The organism is Kitasatospora sp. NPDC056731 (assembly GCF_040687675.1).
In the GTDB taxonomy this organism is placed as follows: domain Bacteria; phylum Actinomycetota; class Actinomycetes; order Streptomycetales; family Streptomycetaceae; genus Kitasatospora.
Genome location: NZ_JBFBNR010000012.1, coordinates 141950 through 157586 on the forward strand (window position 1 = coordinate 141950; position 15637 = coordinate 157586).

At 68.7% G+C, this 15637-nt stretch carries 16 protein-coding genes; 5 read left to right on the plus strand and 11 right to left on the minus strand.

Annotated features, from left to right (window positions below):
• Positions 1–127 precede the first annotated feature (127 nt).
• Positions 128–625 (minus strand): hypothetical protein, encoded by a 498-nt coding sequence (locus AB0R04_RS15190; protein WP_363371279.1) that lies wholly within the window; start codon positions 623–625, stop codon positions 128–130.
• Positions 619–1206, minus strand: coding sequence for a hypothetical protein (locus tag AB0R04_RS15195; protein WP_363371280.1), 588 nt, complete (start codon positions 1204–1206; stop codon positions 619–621). Before AB0R04_RS15195 ends, AB0R04_RS15190 begins: the two co-directional genes overlap by 7 nt.
• 133 nt (positions 1207–1339) lie before the next feature.
• On the opposite strand from AB0R04_RS15195, the gene AB0R04_RS15200 reads away from it, so the two are divergent.
• Both AB0R04_RS15200 and AB0R04_RS15205 read left to right on the plus strand, forming a co-directional pair.
• Entirely contained in the window at positions 1340–2695 is a 1356-nt protein-coding gene (locus AB0R04_RS15200) for a transcriptional regulator (RefSeq protein WP_363371282.1), read from the plus strand.
• Positions 2696–2730: 35 nt separating this feature from the next.
• Positions 2731–2979: a hypothetical protein gene (locus AB0R04_RS15205; RefSeq protein WP_363371283.1), complete on the plus strand. Its 249-nt coding sequence runs from the start codon at positions 2731–2733 to the stop codon at positions 2977–2979.
• 253 nt (positions 2980–3232) lie between these two features.
• Here AB0R04_RS15205 and AB0R04_RS15210 read toward each other — a convergent pair whose 3' ends face one another.
• Positions 3233–4258, minus strand: a complete 1026-nt coding sequence (locus AB0R04_RS15210) for a hypothetical protein (RefSeq protein ID WP_363371285.1) — start codon at positions 4256–4258, stop codon at positions 3233–3235.
• 149 nt (positions 4259–4407) lie between these two features.
• On the opposite strand from AB0R04_RS15210, the gene AB0R04_RS15215 reads away from it, so the two are divergent.
• The 3 genes from AB0R04_RS15215 to AB0R04_RS15225 all read left to right on the plus strand — a co-directional run bounded on the left by AB0R04_RS15215 (position 4408) and on the right by AB0R04_RS15225 (position 6238).
• Entirely contained in the window at positions 4408–4629 is a 222-nt protein-coding gene (locus AB0R04_RS15215; protein WP_363371287.1) for a hypothetical protein, read from the plus strand.
• 28 nt (positions 4630–4657) lie between these two features.
• Complete coding sequence (locus AB0R04_RS15220; RefSeq protein ID WP_363371288.1) at positions 4658–5509, plus strand: hypothetical protein; 852 nt, start codon at positions 4658–4660, stop codon at positions 5507–5509.
• Positions 5510–5680: 171 nt separating this feature from the next.
• Entirely contained in the window at positions 5681–6238 is a 558-nt protein-coding gene (locus AB0R04_RS15225) for a hypothetical protein (RefSeq protein WP_363371290.1), read from the plus strand.
• Positions 6239–6290: 52 nt separating this feature from the next.
• On the opposite strand, the gene AB0R04_RS15230 is transcribed toward AB0R04_RS15225, so the two are convergent.
• The 8 genes from AB0R04_RS15230 to AB0R04_RS15265 form a co-directional block, all read right to left on the minus strand.
• Entirely contained in the window at positions 6291–6554 is a 264-nt protein-coding gene (locus AB0R04_RS15230; protein ID WP_363371292.1) for a hypothetical protein, read from the minus strand.
• Positions 6551–6829 carry a hypothetical protein gene (locus tag AB0R04_RS15235; protein ID WP_363371293.1) on the minus strand — a complete coding sequence of 93 codons (279 nt, stop codon included), beginning with the start codon at positions 6827–6829 and terminating at the stop codon, positions 6551–6553. The genes AB0R04_RS15230 and AB0R04_RS15235 overlap by 4 nt, the downstream gene beginning before the upstream one ends.
• A 2-nt stretch (positions 6830–6831) precedes the next feature.
• Complete coding sequence (locus AB0R04_RS15240; protein WP_363371295.1) at positions 6832–8253, minus strand: GH25 family lysozyme; 1422 nt, start codon at positions 8251–8253, stop codon at positions 6832–6834.
• Complete coding sequence (locus AB0R04_RS15245; protein ID WP_363371297.1) at positions 8250–8543, minus strand: hypothetical protein; 294 nt, start codon at positions 8541–8543, stop codon at positions 8250–8252. The genes AB0R04_RS15240 and AB0R04_RS15245 overlap by 4 nt, the downstream gene beginning before the upstream one ends.
• Entirely contained in the window at positions 8540–9001 is a 462-nt protein-coding gene (locus AB0R04_RS15250) for a hypothetical protein (RefSeq protein ID WP_363371299.1), read from the minus strand. The genes AB0R04_RS15245 and AB0R04_RS15250 overlap by 4 nt, the downstream gene beginning before the upstream one ends.
• A 384-nt stretch (positions 9002–9385) precedes the next feature.
• Positions 9386–9919, minus strand: coding sequence for a hypothetical protein (locus AB0R04_RS15255; RefSeq protein ID WP_363371300.1), 534 nt, complete (start codon positions 9917–9919; stop codon positions 9386–9388).
• A gap of 12 nt (positions 9920–9931) precedes the next feature.
• Positions 9932–12796: a hypothetical protein gene (locus AB0R04_RS15260; RefSeq protein WP_363371302.1), complete on the minus strand. Its 2865-nt coding sequence runs from the start codon at positions 12794–12796 to the stop codon at positions 9932–9934.
• Positions 12797–12817: 21 nt separating this feature from the next.
• Complete coding sequence (locus AB0R04_RS15265; protein ID WP_363371304.1) at positions 12818–15616, minus strand: phage tail tape measure protein; 2799 nt, start codon at positions 15614–15616, stop codon at positions 12818–12820.
• Positions 15617–15637 lie beyond the last annotated feature (21 nt).

The following is a 15637-nucleotide window of genomic DNA, read 5'->3' on the forward strand; positions in this document are numbered from 1 at the left end:
TTGTGGCCGTCGACCAGTTCCCGTCGCTCATCCACCGTCGCCACCAGCCGACCTCGCACGTGGGCGCCACAGCCCACGCAGGTTCCCGTCGTCATCACGACCGCTGGCCGCCTCCCGCCGGCGGCACTCACGCGCCGTCCTCCATGGTCTGCCGATAGCCGCGGTACCCGGCGAGCGATACACGACGGTTGATCCAGCCGCGGGCACTGTCCTCGATCGCAAAGTGCAGGACGCGCCCGTCCTCCTCGACCAGGCTGTCGGACTGGGTGTCTCGCACCGCCCATAGCCCTGGGACGCCGCGACCAGGGGCCTGCACTTGCTCGGGCATGTAGCGGGCACCGATGCGCTGACTGGCGGTGAGGCCATCCCCCCGCCACACCCGCACGATGGCCTTGTCGCCGCCGGTCAGGTCGAGCGGAAAGTCGACCAGGCCTTGGCCGTCGAGGAACTTCTCCATCTCCACCGTGGTGCCGGCGCCCAGGAGGCGGTGCATCGCGCGGTGCTGGTATTCGCCAATCGGCAGTTCACGTAGCGTCCGCCACAAAATATCCAGCGCCTGCAGTGCCGGCGCGGACGTCGGCTTCAGGTGACCGTCTACCGAGACGGTGAGCTCATCGGTCAACATGCCGTCTCCTCGATGCACGCCAGGTGGGCAACGACGGCCCAACCGAGCGGCGCCCCGGACGTCGGTGTGTAGGCGTGGCCGGCCGGACCCAACGGCGGTTCAGGCCGACCGCAGCAGATGCAGGCCTCGCCGCGGCACTGCCGGGCGGTGTAGTCGGCAGCCAACGTGGTCTTGCCGAGCCAGAGGTGCCGAGAAAGCAGTGCTGTCTGTAGGTACTCCTCGACATCGATCCGGCGCGCGCTCGGGTCGAGGTAGCGCTGCCCCATCAGGATGACGATCGCGCCCCCGCGCCGAACGAAATCGCTCCAGCCGTCGTCCGCTGGTACCCGAATGGCCCCGGTTGTCCTGGGCAGCAGGACGAGCGCGTCTGGGCCGTCGAGAACGATCCGAATCCCGGGCGAGGGAAGAGGCTGGTCCGGCAGCGCCAGTCCTGCGGTGCTCGCGAGCGCCCGCAGGCCGCGGGCTTCGCCGCTGGACGGGGTGATCATCATGAACGCGACCAGCCCGTCCGGCGTCGAGTCGATCCATGTCCATGCCGATAACGACAGGTCCGAAGCAGTGCGGTCGGCGGCCGTCAACACGGCTCCCCTCCTTGCGTGGTGGGATTACCATCACCACCAAGGGTCGACCTGTGATCACCGGACCGTAAGCGCTGGAGGGGTGGCACAGGGTGGCACTTCTGCACGGGGTGGCAGCAGAGGGTAGGACAGGGACATGACGACGACGAAGACGCCGAACACTCAGCTCGCCGAGTGGCTGGCCCGCGCGGGTCTAAGCAACGCCGAGCTCGCACGGCGCGTCAAAGCTGCAGCTCACCAGGCCGGTCACCCTCAGGTCGCACCCGACGCGACCGCCGTACGGCGCTGGCTCCAGGGCAATCAGCCCCGCCGCCCGATTCCCGGGATCGTCGCGGACATCGTCTCGGATGCGGTCGGATACCGGGTCACATCGGCAGATCTCGGGCTTGGTGAGAGCCACGCTGAGGACCGCTCCCTGCTGTACAACCGGGACTGGGTAGTTACGGTGGAGACCGTCTCTGACCTGGGGAGAGCAGACGTGGACCGCCGCCGTTTCCTTGCCGCAGCACCGTTCGCCGCCGTCGCCGCCACCGGCCCGTCCCGAGACTGGCTCCTGGCCACCCTTGACCAGGAGCCCGAACCCGGCCCCCGTGTGCGCCTCGAAGACGTCGCCGCGGTCAAGAACATGTTCTCGGAGTTCCAGAGGGTCGACATCTTCCAGGGCGGCGGTAGCGGGCGACTCATCCTCGCCGCCTACATGAACGTCCACGTCTACCCCCTTCTCCGCCGCCCACAGGCAGAAGATGTCCGCCAAGCCCTCTGCGAGGCGGCAGCCGAACAGACCTACCTGCTCGGTTGGATGGCCTACGACAACGGCGAACACGGCACCGCCCAGCGTTACCTCATCCAGTCGCTGAGGCTTGCCGAGGAGTCCAGGAACGTGCCGCTCGGCGCCCACGTCCTCGCAGGAATGGCTGACCAGGCAACCCTCCTCGGACACCCCGAGGAAGGACTTCGGCTCGCCCAGTCCGGCCGACATGGCCTACGCGGTTCGTCCGCCGCCGCCCTCGCCGACCTGTGGGCCCTCGAAGGCCGGGCGCTCGCGGCCATGGGCGACAAGGCGGCCGCCACTCGCGCGGTGACTCAGTCGGAGGCCGCGGCCGAACAGGTTCACCCTGGCGAGGAGCCCGAGTGGGCGCTCTTCATCGACCCGGCCTACCTCCACGGCGAGCACGCAATGACCCTCCGGGACATCGGAGATCACTCCGGCGCCGCCGAGCACGCCAAGCGCTCCATCGACCACGCTCGCCAGCAGAAGCGCGCCCGCCGCGGTGCACTTTCTCAGGCCGCGCTCGCCTCTACCCACCTGCAGAAGCGTGACCTCGAACAGGCCTACGCGGCTGGGCTGCGGACGCTCTCTTTGGCGAGCAAGGTCAAGAGCAGCCGAGCCGTTGAGGCGGTAGCCGACCTGCAGCGGCGCATGGAGCCTTTCGGTCGAAGCCGGCTCGTGGCCGACTTCGCCGAGCGGGCGCGCGTCCTGACGGCCGCCTGACCTGCGCTGTCCGACCCCGGTCGTACGATGGCGGCATGGCCGACCTCGAACTTCCCGCCGACCTGCTGCCCCTGCACATCGCTGCCCTGCGTGCGGACCGGGCGATGACCGAAGCGCGCCTGGCCGGCGGCGACGTCGACGCCGCACGCGCGGCCTTCCTGGAGGCGGCGGCTACCCTGGAGGCCCACCCGTTCTGGGAGGAACAGCGCCAAGCTGGTCGACGCCAGGCAGTCTGGCAGGCCAGCCTCGACGCCGCGAAGAAGGCAATCGCCGACGAGGCATGATGGGCACCGTCGTTGACACCGCCGACCCCGACCCAGGCACCGCCCTCGTCAGCCCCCACGGCCAATACGCCGGCGGCCGGTCCTGGTACGAGCCGGACGCGTCCGGCGTGTGGCGGTGGGCGCACGACACCCCGTAACGACGAAGCGCCCCCGCCCTCCCAAGGAGAGCGGGGGCGTTCTGCTACCTATGATCGCGGGGCCTACTGCATGATCAAACACGGCCAAGAGCCATCCCCGCGAACGCGGGGCCACTTCAGAGCATCTGGTTGATCGCCTGCACGGAGACGCCAGCCAGCCCGGCCAGTTGCCCGTTGTCGATCTCACCGTAGCGGTCCACGACACGGTCCGTCTTAGCCTGCCTGAGACGGTCGGCGAACCGGTACTTCAACTCGGCGGCACGAGCCCGAGCCACCCGGTGGCCCAGCCACAACGCGCCCAACTCGCTCACCCGGGAACCGCGGGCACCGGAGGCGGTCAACTTGGCGACCAGCCGGTCCGCGGCGGCCAACGCAGCCTCCACCGCCTCTTCCCTGCTGGGGTGATACGAGACCTCCGCCGTACGGTCGTCGAGCAGCGCGGCGGCCCAGCTCGCAGAGCTGTGCGGAGTCACCCCGACCCGGTAGCGCTCCCCCCACCCGAGGAACAGCCCGGCGTCAGGTCCGGAGTACCAGTCCACGGGGTTGGTCCTGGCGTGCGCCACCGTGTAGAGCATCTCCTCGCGAGCGGACTCGGCGCTAGGGTGCACCACGATCTCGGCGTTTCGCATGATCGTGTACGGGCGTCCGTCGGGATCGTGGGTCTCGCCGTGGACCCGGGTGTCCTCCGCCACGGTGACGTGCCGGCCGTCCGGCGAGATCCCGATGCTGACCGAGTCGACGGGCACGTCCGGGAGGGTGGGGTCGCTGAACGTGTGTGTCTCGGCGCGGCCCACGTCGACCGGGTCGATGTCGTCGGCGTACGGCACCTCGGGCTCCTCGGTCGGCGGTTCGGGCAACTCGCCGCCCTCCAGGGCCGCGCGGCGCTCGTTCCCTCGGATTTGGTACCTGATGGCGTCAGCGCGCCGACTGTCGTGCTCGTCGGGAGCGCTGGGCAGGTCGCTGTAGAGGGCCCGGGCCGCGCCCCGCCACGCATTCGCCGCAAGGCTGTAGACGCGGGCGATGTCGGCGACCTCGCGGCTGTGTCGGCGGTTCGCGGGATTGCGCTTGACCTCCTCGATTGCCGTGATGCAGGCCGTGGCCTGGGCGAGGTAGTGGGTGGTGAGCCGCTCTGCTGACGTCATGCCGCCTCCTCTAGTTGAAAGCATCCTTGCATGAAGGTCGGTCTTGATGCAAGGATGCTTTCAATTGGATTGCGCAGTCCTCGCAACGAAGCAGTCTGAGACTGTAATGTCCTGCGTATAGGAACACGGCAACAGCAGGGGAGAACACGATGGCCGTCAGCGACCGCGAGGCCGCCGAGATGGCGGACGAGTGGACCTCTCGGCAGTGCGCGGATTACTGGGGAGTGAAGCTCAAGACCTGGCACGGCTACGTGGCCCGCGAACAGGCCCCCCAACCCTCCAGAAGGATCGGCCGCACGCCGATCTGGGACGCTGGCACGGTCACGTCCTACCCGCGCCCCGGACGTGGCGCCCGCACCGACCTCCGTTGACGACGAAACCGACCGATCGGGAGCAACCATGGCTGAGCCCAAACCCGCCAAGCCCCTGCTGCTACAGACCAGGACCCTTGAGCGGCAGGCGCCGCTGGGACTTGCACCCGGACCCGAGCGCTACGAGATGACCCTCCAGGAGCGCCGGGCCCGCGACCTTCTCGATACCAAGGGCTGGGAACCGCTGACGGATTGGCCCGGCTCGACCAAGGAGACCTGGCCGAGGCGCTGCCTGGCCTGCGGATTCGTCGTCCGCAGGCCATCCACCACGCTGGAAGTCGGCGCTTGTGCGCACCCGACCCCCGAGCAGGAGCAGGCCACACTGGAACTGCTCGTCGATACCGGCTGGGAACCGATCGAACCGTGGTCCGGCGAGCTGGGGCAGAAGCGCCAGGTCCGCTGCCTCACCTGCGGGTTCGAGACACGGCGTGCAATCAAGCCAAAGACGTTGCGGCCATGCGACCGACACGCGCAGACCGGACCCGGAACCCCGGTACCGCCGTCCGCCGAGTGGATCCTGCCGGCCCCCGTTGACCCGGAGACCGTGTCCCCGTCGTTGGCCGCGTACAACTTGCGGCAGATGGCCGAGGCGCGCGTTGAGTTGCGATGGGGCCAGGCGTTCACGACCACCCAGCTCGACCCGACCTGGGTGCAGCTCTGGGCCGTGACCACCAGCGAGGCCGTCGCCCATACTGGTCGTCGCCGCCTCGACCCTCAAGTGCGCCACGAAATCCTGTCCGAACTCGCCGAGGCCCTACGGCGGCCAAGCGAGGTGCGGTGGCCCCGCATGTACGTGGAGGAGCACCTCGACGACGAGTTGTTGGCGGCGTTGCTGGTTCGCCATCTCAGCCCTGCCGAGCAAGACGCGGACAACGGGTAAGCGTGAGAGCGCCCCCACTCGGCGGAGCCGAGCGGGGGCGCGATGGTTCACGGACGGACCAGAGCGATCACGGCGGCCGCCGTGACGTCACAGACTCATCACACCGCTCACATGCTGAGGCCAGCATCGATACGGTCCCCCCACCACCCGCACCACGTCCCAGGGGGGACCATGCGCCGCACCACCCTCGTCTTCCTCGCCGCCGGCCTGCTCGCCGCGACCGCCGCCTGCTCCAGCAGCAGCTCGACCGACAAACCGGCCGCGGCAACGACCGCACCCGCAGCCCCCGCGACGGTGCCCGCCGCTGGCGCAGCAGCTACCTCTGCCGCACCGGCGAGCCCGAAGCAGGCCGAGCCGGCCAGCGCCCCGGACGCCGCAGCCGTTGCCGCCAAGATCAAGAAGGCGGTGCCGAGTGCCAAGACCGTCACGGTCATCACCGCCGACACCGACTCGAACCACCTGCTGGGCAAGCCCCACCAGTACACAAGCGCGGCACACATCATCGACACCCGTACCGACAGCACCACCAGCGGAATCGACAGCGGCGCCACCGTCGAGGTCTTCGCCAACGAGGCCGACGCGAAGACCCGGGCCGCCTACATCGACGGCATCGGCAAGGCCCAGCCGATGTTCGCCGAGCAGGACTTCGTCCACGGCGCGGTGCTCGTCCGCGTCACCAAGGCATTGACCGCCACGCAGGCAGCCGAGTACGACAAGGCCGCCTCCTAAGGGAACGACGAAGCGCCCCCGCCGACACGTGGCCGCACGGGGGCGCGGTGGTTCAGTGGATGAGCGGAGCCACGGAGGCGACGACGGCGATGATGGCGCCGACCGCCGAGATGGTCGGCAGCGGCCAGCGGTTCGCCTCCAGGTGACGCAGCCGGGCTTCGTGGTCGGCGAGTCTGGTGTCGACGTCCGTCCGGTCGGCCGCGAGGGCGTCCAACTTCGACTCCAGGCGGATCAGGCCGTCGCCGATCCTCCTCACCTCCTCGTACATCTTGGCGGGCGAGACAACGACGCCCAGGTCCGGCGGCGGGGTACTCACTCGCGGCTCCCGGCCGGAGGCGCAGGCGGCGCCGGCTCCGTGACCGGGGGCAGCGGCGCCTTCGGCGACGTCATCTGCAGCCAGGACGGCAGCCACGCATTGACCTGCGGCAAGGCCATGACACGGGTGATGGCGGCCGCCACCGCGAGGACGGCGCCGAGGCCGGGCAGCGTCTCGGGCAGGCCGGCGGTACGGACGAGCAACGGCAGCCCGGCGGCCAAGGCCAGAGTGACGGAGAAGACCGTACGGGCAGTGCGACGTGCAGAGTCAGACATCATCAGTTCCCCTTGGTGGTACCGACAGTGAGGGTGATGCCGCCGGCAAGGGCCTGGGCCACTGCGGCCGGGGCCGCGTCGACCTTCTGCGCCAGCCCCGCCACGCCGGCCGCGCCGAGCTTGTAGTCGATGACGGCGGCGGTGTTGGACTGGCTGCACTGGTGGTACCAGTCGAGCAACCACTTCAGGTTGTCATCGGCGCCTGCCGGGGCCTGGCCGGCCAGTCCCTGAGCGAGCAGGTAGACGACCCGCTGAGCTACGCGGTTGACGTCGTCATCGGTGAGGGGCATGTCAGTCTCCAGAGAGTTGGCGGGTCGTGGTGCTCCGGCCTGAACCCAGGTGTAGAGGACGTCACCGGGGCAGTCGGTCTGGTAGCCGTCCTTGTGGCCCTTAATCTCAGGACCAGCCGGACCCTGCTGCTGGCAGTACTCGATCGCGTCCCGAAGGCCCTGCAGCTGTTCCTGCGTGGGTTCGGTCGACCCGGCAGAGCCGAGAAGAGCGCAGACTGCATAGTGAGCCCCGTTCAGCGGGACGTCCCCGTTGGCGGAGTTTCGATGGTTCAGGCCGCGGCCTTCGAAGACGACGCCGTGCTCGCAGACGACGAACGAGTAGCCGATGTCAGACCAGCCGTTGCCGTCCATGTGGGTGGCCTGGATCTTGCGAATGTAGGCGGGGCAGGTGTCGTGGCTGCCGAAGGTGTAGGCGTCCCCGAGATAGTGGATCTTCACTCCGGCCCGCGGTCCGGCGTACGGGATCGAGCCGTTGGGCTCTGTCCACGGACGGGCGCCCCACTGGTCGCGGGAGACCAGCTGCAGGCCGGGCCACGGCGTGGGCGACGCTGGCGCGCTGGGGGCCGGGACGGGAGCTGCCGCGCCAGCCCAAGCCCGCAGATCGCCGATCGTGCCGTCGTACACGTCGGTGTCGAGTGGCCTGTCCGCGAACTGGTGGAAGCGCCACGAGGCTTGGATCCGCGGGGAGCCGGCCTGCACGTAGTCGGCGATCCACAGGAAGTCCGCGCAGTTGTCGTCGGTGCGGTGCCACCAGTCGACGCTCGTGTACAGACCGACCCGGTTGTTCGGGTAACGCTGCTTGACCGCCGCCAGCCAGGCATTCTTCGCCGCCGTTGCGGCCGCGTCGGTGACTGGCTGCCCGTACGGCTCGAAGTCCAGCACCAGCAGCTCGCCAGCCGGTACAGCACCGACCACCCGGCAGAAGTGATCGACCTCGCCGGCCACGGGATTCTCCGCGTGCAGGAAGTGGTAGTGCCCGACGACAAGCCCACGACTCCGGGCGTCGACGAGCTTGGCCGCGTAGTTCTGCTGGCCGGTGCGGGCGCCCTCGCTGGCCTTGATGAAGACGAACTGGGCGTCCGCCGGTATCGAGGACTGGTAGTCGGAGACGTCGTAGCCGATCGCAGATGTCATGGCGTGACCTCCCCGGGCTCGGAGGCTTGCGCCTCAATGTGGCCCTTCAACTGCTCGTGGCGGTCGACCTGACGGGCCTCGGCGCGTTTCTGCTCGGCCAGCACCAGCAGGGACACCGTCGCGCTGATCACGTTGGTGTAGTTGCCGCCGATCAGCTCAAACGCCTGGTTGCCGCCCTGGGTCAGTAGGCCGGCCCCGAGGAACAGCAGGGCGAGGATGTGCCACCGGCTGATGGACACGGCCTCGACCGCCGCCAGCAGCCGGTCGACGGCCGCGCTGAGGCGCCTCACGTGATCAGCCCCGGGACGTAGAGCTGGGCGGTCCAGTCCGAGTGGGACGCGGTATGCGCGCCACCGTGGCCGCGGTGGTGGAAGCTGCACAGCCATCGGAACTCACCCGGGCTGGACTCCAGCCACTGGGCGACCTCCTCGGCCGTGGCGTGCTCGCCGATCTCCGGGAAGTCCCGGTGGAGGGCGGCCGGGTCCGCCGCGTTGGCGGTCGCAAACTCCAGAACCGCGTGGTGCAGTTCCAGGCCGCCGGAGCACTGCTCGTGGCCGGCGCGTTCGCCGACGTAGCAGACGGCGCCGTCGCGGTGGTGCCGGCGGAAGGCCTCGAAGGCGGCGTAGTGCGGGTCATCGGCGCGCGGCTCGTGGGACGGGTAGTGCATGGTGTAGCGGTGGGTCACGGCCTGATCGTGGGCCGCGACCTCGCCGTGCTGGTGAGCGGCGGGCATGGTGTCTCCGGGCATGAAGAAGTCCCCGGCCAGCTGGGCGGGGACCTGGCGGTTAGAGGGAGGACGGCGCCTGCGGCACTGACGGCATCGCGGTGACTACCGGTGCCGCGGTCCTGACCACGGGGATAGTCCAGCCGGTCGGCAGGGTCTGAGTGGCAGGATCCGGCATTCGTCCCGGGGGCAGCGGTTCCGGCGTGCAGTTGCAGGCCGGCACCCGTGCCGGGTCGGGGGCTGTGCACGTGGGGACGTGGACGTGCGCCGCGGCATCCACCGTGATCGCGTGGACGGGGCAGCCGAACACAGCGTCAGTTCCACCGCTGGCGTTGCGCCGACGCCACTGGACCGCGGCGGGACTGGAGCAGGCGGCGGCACTGCACCCGAGGGAAGCGAGGGGCGTGGTCATGCGTGCTCCCAGATGACGGTCATGCCGGTCGCCACCGGATTGGTGGAGAGAGCGGCGCCGGAGGTCTGGTAGACGTAGCCCTCCACGTAGTCGCCGGCGGCTAGTTGGACGATGGCGGTGCACTGTAGGGCGGCCGCGATGTCGGCGCGGCTGTCGTCAGTGCCGGAGTAACCCAGCTTGATCACCACGCCGTTCTTGTGGATCTCCAGCGCGCGTGCACCGTTGGGGTTGGCGACGAATCCGGCGGTGGACGTCACCTGGTACCAGCCCGCCGCGCCCGGTTGCACGGTGTACCGGCTGTTGTTGGTGGCGTTGGAGTGCCCGCCGTAGGTGTCAACAATGGTGGTGTCGATCGCGAGAGCGATCAGAGAGCCGCTGCCGATGGACTGGGCAGCGGACTGGTACCCCTCAAACAGCGGCCGGTTGAGGAGATAGAACAGCCCGTTGTAGACGTTGGCGTTCCACAGGGCACCGGTGATGAAGTTGCCAGGTGCGACGCTTGCCGGGGTCGGTATAGGGAGTCCGGGCATGGCGGGTGCCTTTCAGTAGGAGAAGGCCGCCGCGTCGAACTTGGCTGAGGCGTCCCAGGTGGTCGCGTTGGTGGTTCCGGCCGGGAGCGGCTCGCAGACTGTGTCCCCGGCGGCGTGCGGGTTGAGGGTGGCTCCGGTCAGCGTGAGGACCGCAGCCGTCCAGCCAGCGGTGGTGGGACTGACCGATTGGACGGTGACGGTCTCCTGGGTGGCGGTGCCCAGGCCGAGGATGAGCTGCTGGCCCTGGCCGATCTGGGCGGCGGCCGGATTCGTGGCGTCCGCGCCAGCGTTGATCGTGATGGCGGTAACGCCCGCGGCCGTTGAGATCGTGAGGGTGGTGTGGAAGCTGGCGAAGACGCCGTAGGGAGTCAGGTCGGCAGGCGAGCACTGGAGAGAAACGACAGCGTTGCCGTCGGCCCCGAGCTCCCAGTCGATTGCCTCGATGAGGCAGTCGATCTGCGAGGGTGGGGCGGGGGCCGGTGGTCTTCGCATGACCCTGACCCTCGTGCCGAGCTCCAGCGCCAGGCAGGCGCCCCAAGCGCTCGGGTTGGCGCTGGGGCGGATCTGGAGGGTGGCGATGCGGGGCGCGGGCTTCTTGTACCGGCTCAGCAGGTAGTTTGCGGCGTCCTGACACTCCTGTGTGGAGGAGGTGTTGATCGTGCGGGAGAGGGTGCGGGGGAAGTAGGCGACCTGGGAGGGCGTGTCGGTGGCGCTGAAGGTCTGGCTGGTGGACGCCTGAACGATCTTGACGATGTTGGCCAGCCGGGTCGGGTCATAGTCCAGTTGGCACTCCTCGTACGGGATCTCGCCGAGGTCGGCTCGTTCCCCGAAGGTGGTGGTCGGGGTGAGCACGTTGTAGCGGGCTGAACGGGCCCTGAACGTCAACACGCCAGCCCTGTCGACGAAGTGAGCGCCGTTCTCGGTGTCTACGACCGCCTGCAAGGCGCTCAACGCGTCCTGGCCGCCGACGGCTGCGGGCCCCATGGACGTGGTCAGGCCGGTGGAGATCGCGGTCGGCCCCGCGTAGCCGGCCCATCCGAGGATGCGGCTGTAGCGGGCGTTGGAGGAGTCCCCGGTGAACGAGTTCCTCCAAGCCCTGTAGAGGGAGGTGAAGCTCGCAGGGCCGATGAACCCGGGCCACTCGACGGCGTAGGAGATGTCGCCCTGATAGGCGTTCCAGGTGGAGTTTCCTCCAGCGCCGTCAACGAAGCCGCCGATGCTGTCGTAGACGAGGCCGGTCGGAGCGGCAGTTGACGGGACGCTGAAGAAGTAGGCAGCTGCGCCGGAGCCGTCCTGAGACGCCAGGATGGTCCCGGAGGCCTGGTCGTATCCGAAGATCAGCAAGTGCCAGGCGCCGTCCACGACGTTCGTCGCGCCGCCGAATACGCCGAAGAGGCCCGTTCCGCCCGGACCGTACACGGTGATCTGGGGAAAGCCAGACGGGCCCACCTCAACCCGGATCTGCGACCCCGAGGGATAGTTCCCGGCGTGCTGGCTGTCGACAGAGTGCCAGATCGTCGCCGAGTAGCCGGGAGCCGGCGTGGGCCCGGTGTAGCGGAAGGCGATCATGCGGGTCCAGGACAGGGGATTCGCGGGACCTGTGATGCCCGAGTTGTTCAGGCTGATGAACGTGGCCGGGCCGAACACGCCGGCACCAGGGTTGGGGTTGGCGACCGTCACCACTGTCCCGGTTGACCCGGTGTAGGCCCCGCCTGGCGACGTAGAGGTGATCTGGTTCCCGGCCGTCAGCGCTCCCGCACCGGACTTGCTGACCCCGACGGGCGCTGGGGGGAACGCGCCGACGGAGTCCGTGAACGCTTGCGAGCTCTGCGGGTCACCCAGCGTGAAGACGAACCGCGGGTTCAGCTTGAAGATCTCCTCGGTCAGGGGGTCCCGCAGGACACGCTGCGACAGCAGACTGAATGGGTCCACGCTCGTGGCCTCCACACGACCATAGGTGCCGTTGAACGTCCACGACTGCGGGTACCGCTCGATGAACCCCCCGAAGATGGGGTAAGCGACCCCGGGCTGCACCCAGGTCGATGCTGAGGCTCCCTTCTCGACCTGCCAGCCGTCGATTTGGAGGTTTGCTGACACGGTGAGCACGGCGAGCAACTGCACGCCGTGCACCATGCCATAGGCGCTGGCCGGAGCGGTGGCCGTCACCGTAAGACGGTTCCAGGCCGCGGTGGGAGAACCGGTCAGGGTTACGGGGCTGCCCGCCGTGTACGTGATGGTTCCGGCGGAGGTGACCCATCCGATGACCGGCTGGATCTGCAGCGGAGTGCTGCCCGCGGTGACGTTGCGGACCTGCATCTGCAGCGTGTAGGTGGTGCCTGGCTCGGCCGCAACCTGGCCGCTCCAACAGGGCAGCTGGCCGATGACGCCGTTGAACGTGATGCCGAACTGGAAGACGCGGCTGCCCTGCCACGCGCCCGCGTCCGCGACGATCAGGCCGGTCGTCGGGTCCGTGTCGGAGTACACGGCGATGTCGGTTGAGAACGCCGCGTTGGCCTGCAGGAAACCGAGCGGGTAGCCGCCCGCATCTCCGCCGGTCGCCTGTGTGGGGGTCAACAGGTTGATACTCGGCGGCCACTGGGCCCGCACCCGGATCGGCTGGTAAGGGGTGACACTGCCTGCCCACGGTCCGGCGGCGTTGTTCGGGTCGAAGGCGCCGTCGCGATTGGCCAGGACGATCGTTGCCTCGCCGGCGCGCACCTGGTCAAGCTCGAACTGCCGCCCCCGGCGCAGGCCGACCCGGTTGCGGGTGCGGGTGGAGATCTCTACGTACCGGGACTGGGGCACGCCGCCCCTGTTGGCGCCCCAGGCCGGCCCCCAGGCGTACTCGATGACCGGCCAGTTCGGGTTGACTGCCATGGCACCCCATTCCCTGGACTGTCAGTGGCGGCCATAGTTCTGCCAGGTCGTGGAGTTGCGCATGCCGAGCCGGTACATCTGCCGCTCGATGACGTCGCGAAGGTCGGACTCGCTGAGGACCGAGCCCTGGACGGTCACGTTGACGACGACGGTTGCGGCGCCCGGGGCCGCCTGCTGGCCGCCGGCCAGGGCGAGGCCACCGGCGGTGCTGCCTCCCCACGGGACCGCGAGTGAATCAGCCAGGTCGCCGACGGCGTCCACGGCGACGTCCCGGTGGTCGTCGATCCCCTGGGCGATGCCGTGCGGGATCCACCGGCCGACTTCCTGTGCGAAGACCTTCGACGGGCTGGAGATACCGAGGAAGCTCTTCGCGGCGTCCAGTGCGTCGTGGGCCAAGTTTTTGACCCGGTCCTTGAGCCAGTTCCAGCCCGAGGCCAGGCCCCTGCCGATTCCGTTGATGATCTCGATACCGACGTTGGCGAAATCCCCCGCTATGCCCTTCGCGGTGTTCCACGCGTCGATGAGGCCGTTTTTGATGGAGGAGGCGATGCTGCTGACCCAGTTGGCGACGGCGTTCGCGGCGTTCTCGACCGGGCCGACGATGGCTCCTCGGATCCAGTCCCACACGGAGCGGGCGACGGCGAGGATGCCGCTCCAGGCGGCAGACAGCCAGCCGGAAACGAGGTTCCACAGGGCGACGATGCCCTGCCACGTGTCCTCCATCGGGTAGATCACGGCCCACTTGACGAGGTCCCAGACGGTCCGCGCGGCTGGCACGATGATGCCGTTCCACAGCCAGGACAGGAAGTCCCAGACCGCGTTCCACACGGTGACCGCGGTGTTGATGATGTCCTCGTGGAAGTGGGTCCAGATCGCTACGACGATCGCCACGAACGGGAAGAAGATCACCAGCAGCAGTGGCCACCACGTCGCGAAGAAGTCAGCGATCGCATTCCACACTGTCGAGGTCACCGAGGCGATCGCGTTCCAGGCGGACTCGATCCCGTGCCACACCGCCGTGGCCGCGCCGACCAGGGCAGCCCAGATCGATTGAAGGGTCTGCCACACCGCCGACGCGGCCTGCGCAACGCCATGAAACGCTGCTTGGACGATGTTCCGGAACGTCTCACAGTGGTTGTAGGCGTAGACCAGCCCGACAGCGAGCGCCCCGAGCGCGACGACGATCAGCAGGATTGGATTGGCGTTCATGACCGCGTTCAGGACGGCCTGGGCAGCCGCCATGGCCCTGGAGGCCGCCGCGGCGAGCTTCTGTCCGATCTCGAAGTCCCGGACTGCCCTTGTGGCGGCTGCGAGGCCGGAACCGATGTCCGCGATGCCCTTGACCGCGCCGACCACCGCGCCGGTCGCGAAGGAGATGACGGCAGCGGTCAGGACGCCTGCGATGACCGCCGCCAAGGCCACGACGACGGTCTTGTGCTGCATGAAGAAGTTGAGGGAGGCCAGGACGACGGGGATCAGCTTGGTGCCGATGGTGATCGCCGCGGTCTCCAGACGCTCCTTCAGCTGGGACATCTGGAAGTTGAACGTCCGGGTGACTTCCTCCCAGCCGTGGATGTCCTCGCCAGCACCTTCTCCGGCGGCGGCCACCGTCTTGACGTTCTTCTGGAAATCGCCCATAGACTCGCCGCCGAGCATGAGGGCGGTGTTCAAGCCGACGGCGCCACCCATCATCTTCTTCATGGCGGCGTTGAACGTCTCTTCGGCCGGCCCTCCGGCCTTCAACTGCTGATTGAACCCCTGGGACTTGTTGACGAGGTTCGAGAACTGGGCGGCGAGGTTGGCCTGGTCGACGGGAAGACCCTTGAGCTGCTTGCGCCAGTCCCCGAGGGAGACCTTCCCAGCCTGAAACTCCTGCGCGACAGCCTGCAAAGACTTCGGCATGGCCGCGATCATCGCGTTCGCGTCCTGGGCGGCCTGCTGGGAAGAGTTGAACGTGCCGAGCAGGACGGTCCCGGCCGGACCCATGTGCTCCAGCACGGTGCGCTGCAGCAGGTCGATCGTGCCGGTCAGACCGCGCTCGCCGAGCTTGGTAGAGATGTCGGTCGAACTCAGTCCGAGTCTCTGCATCTCCTGCACCGCGACATTGTTCGGCGCTTGCAGGTTGCGGATCGCGAAGGCGAGTTCCTGGGTCGCTTCCCGCGCGCTGGTGCCGTGGTTGGTGAGGGTGGCGATCGCGCCTCCGACCTCCGCGAAGGAGACGTGCGCCGACGATGCGATCGGCAAGACGGTGGCGAGGCTGCCCGCGAACTCGCCGAACGTCGTCTTCCCGGAGCCGACCGCGGCAACCATCTGGTTGGTGATGGTCGTGGCCTGCTCGGCCGGGAGGTGGTAGCTCTTGAGCGCCGACGTGACCGCGTTGGACACCTCAGCAAGCGGCGCCTGCTCGGCGCGAGCGCCCTCCGCCGCCGCCTTCAATACGACCAGGCCATCGGCCCCGTGAAAGCCCGCGCTCTCGACGAGGTACATGCCGTCGGCCAACTCTTTGGTGGCTGTGCCGGTGTCGACGGCGACCCGCTTGACGCCCTCCGACACCATGTGGAGGTTGGCCTGGGACTCGCCGGCCGTCGTGGTCAACTTGACCATGCTGGCCTCGAAGTCCCCGGCCATCTTGAGGCTCACGCCGGCGACGGCGACGCCAGCCATGGTGGTGGCCGCGCCGATCTTGCTCAGGGCGGTGCCGATGCCGCCGGACCGGGCGGCGAACGACTCGCCCTCCTCCGAGGCTGTCCGCAGGCCCGCAGTGAACGGGGCGGTCTCCACCCGGAGGATCGCGTACAGGTCCGCAACCTCGGTAGCCATCCCGACCCCCTCGTCTGCGTC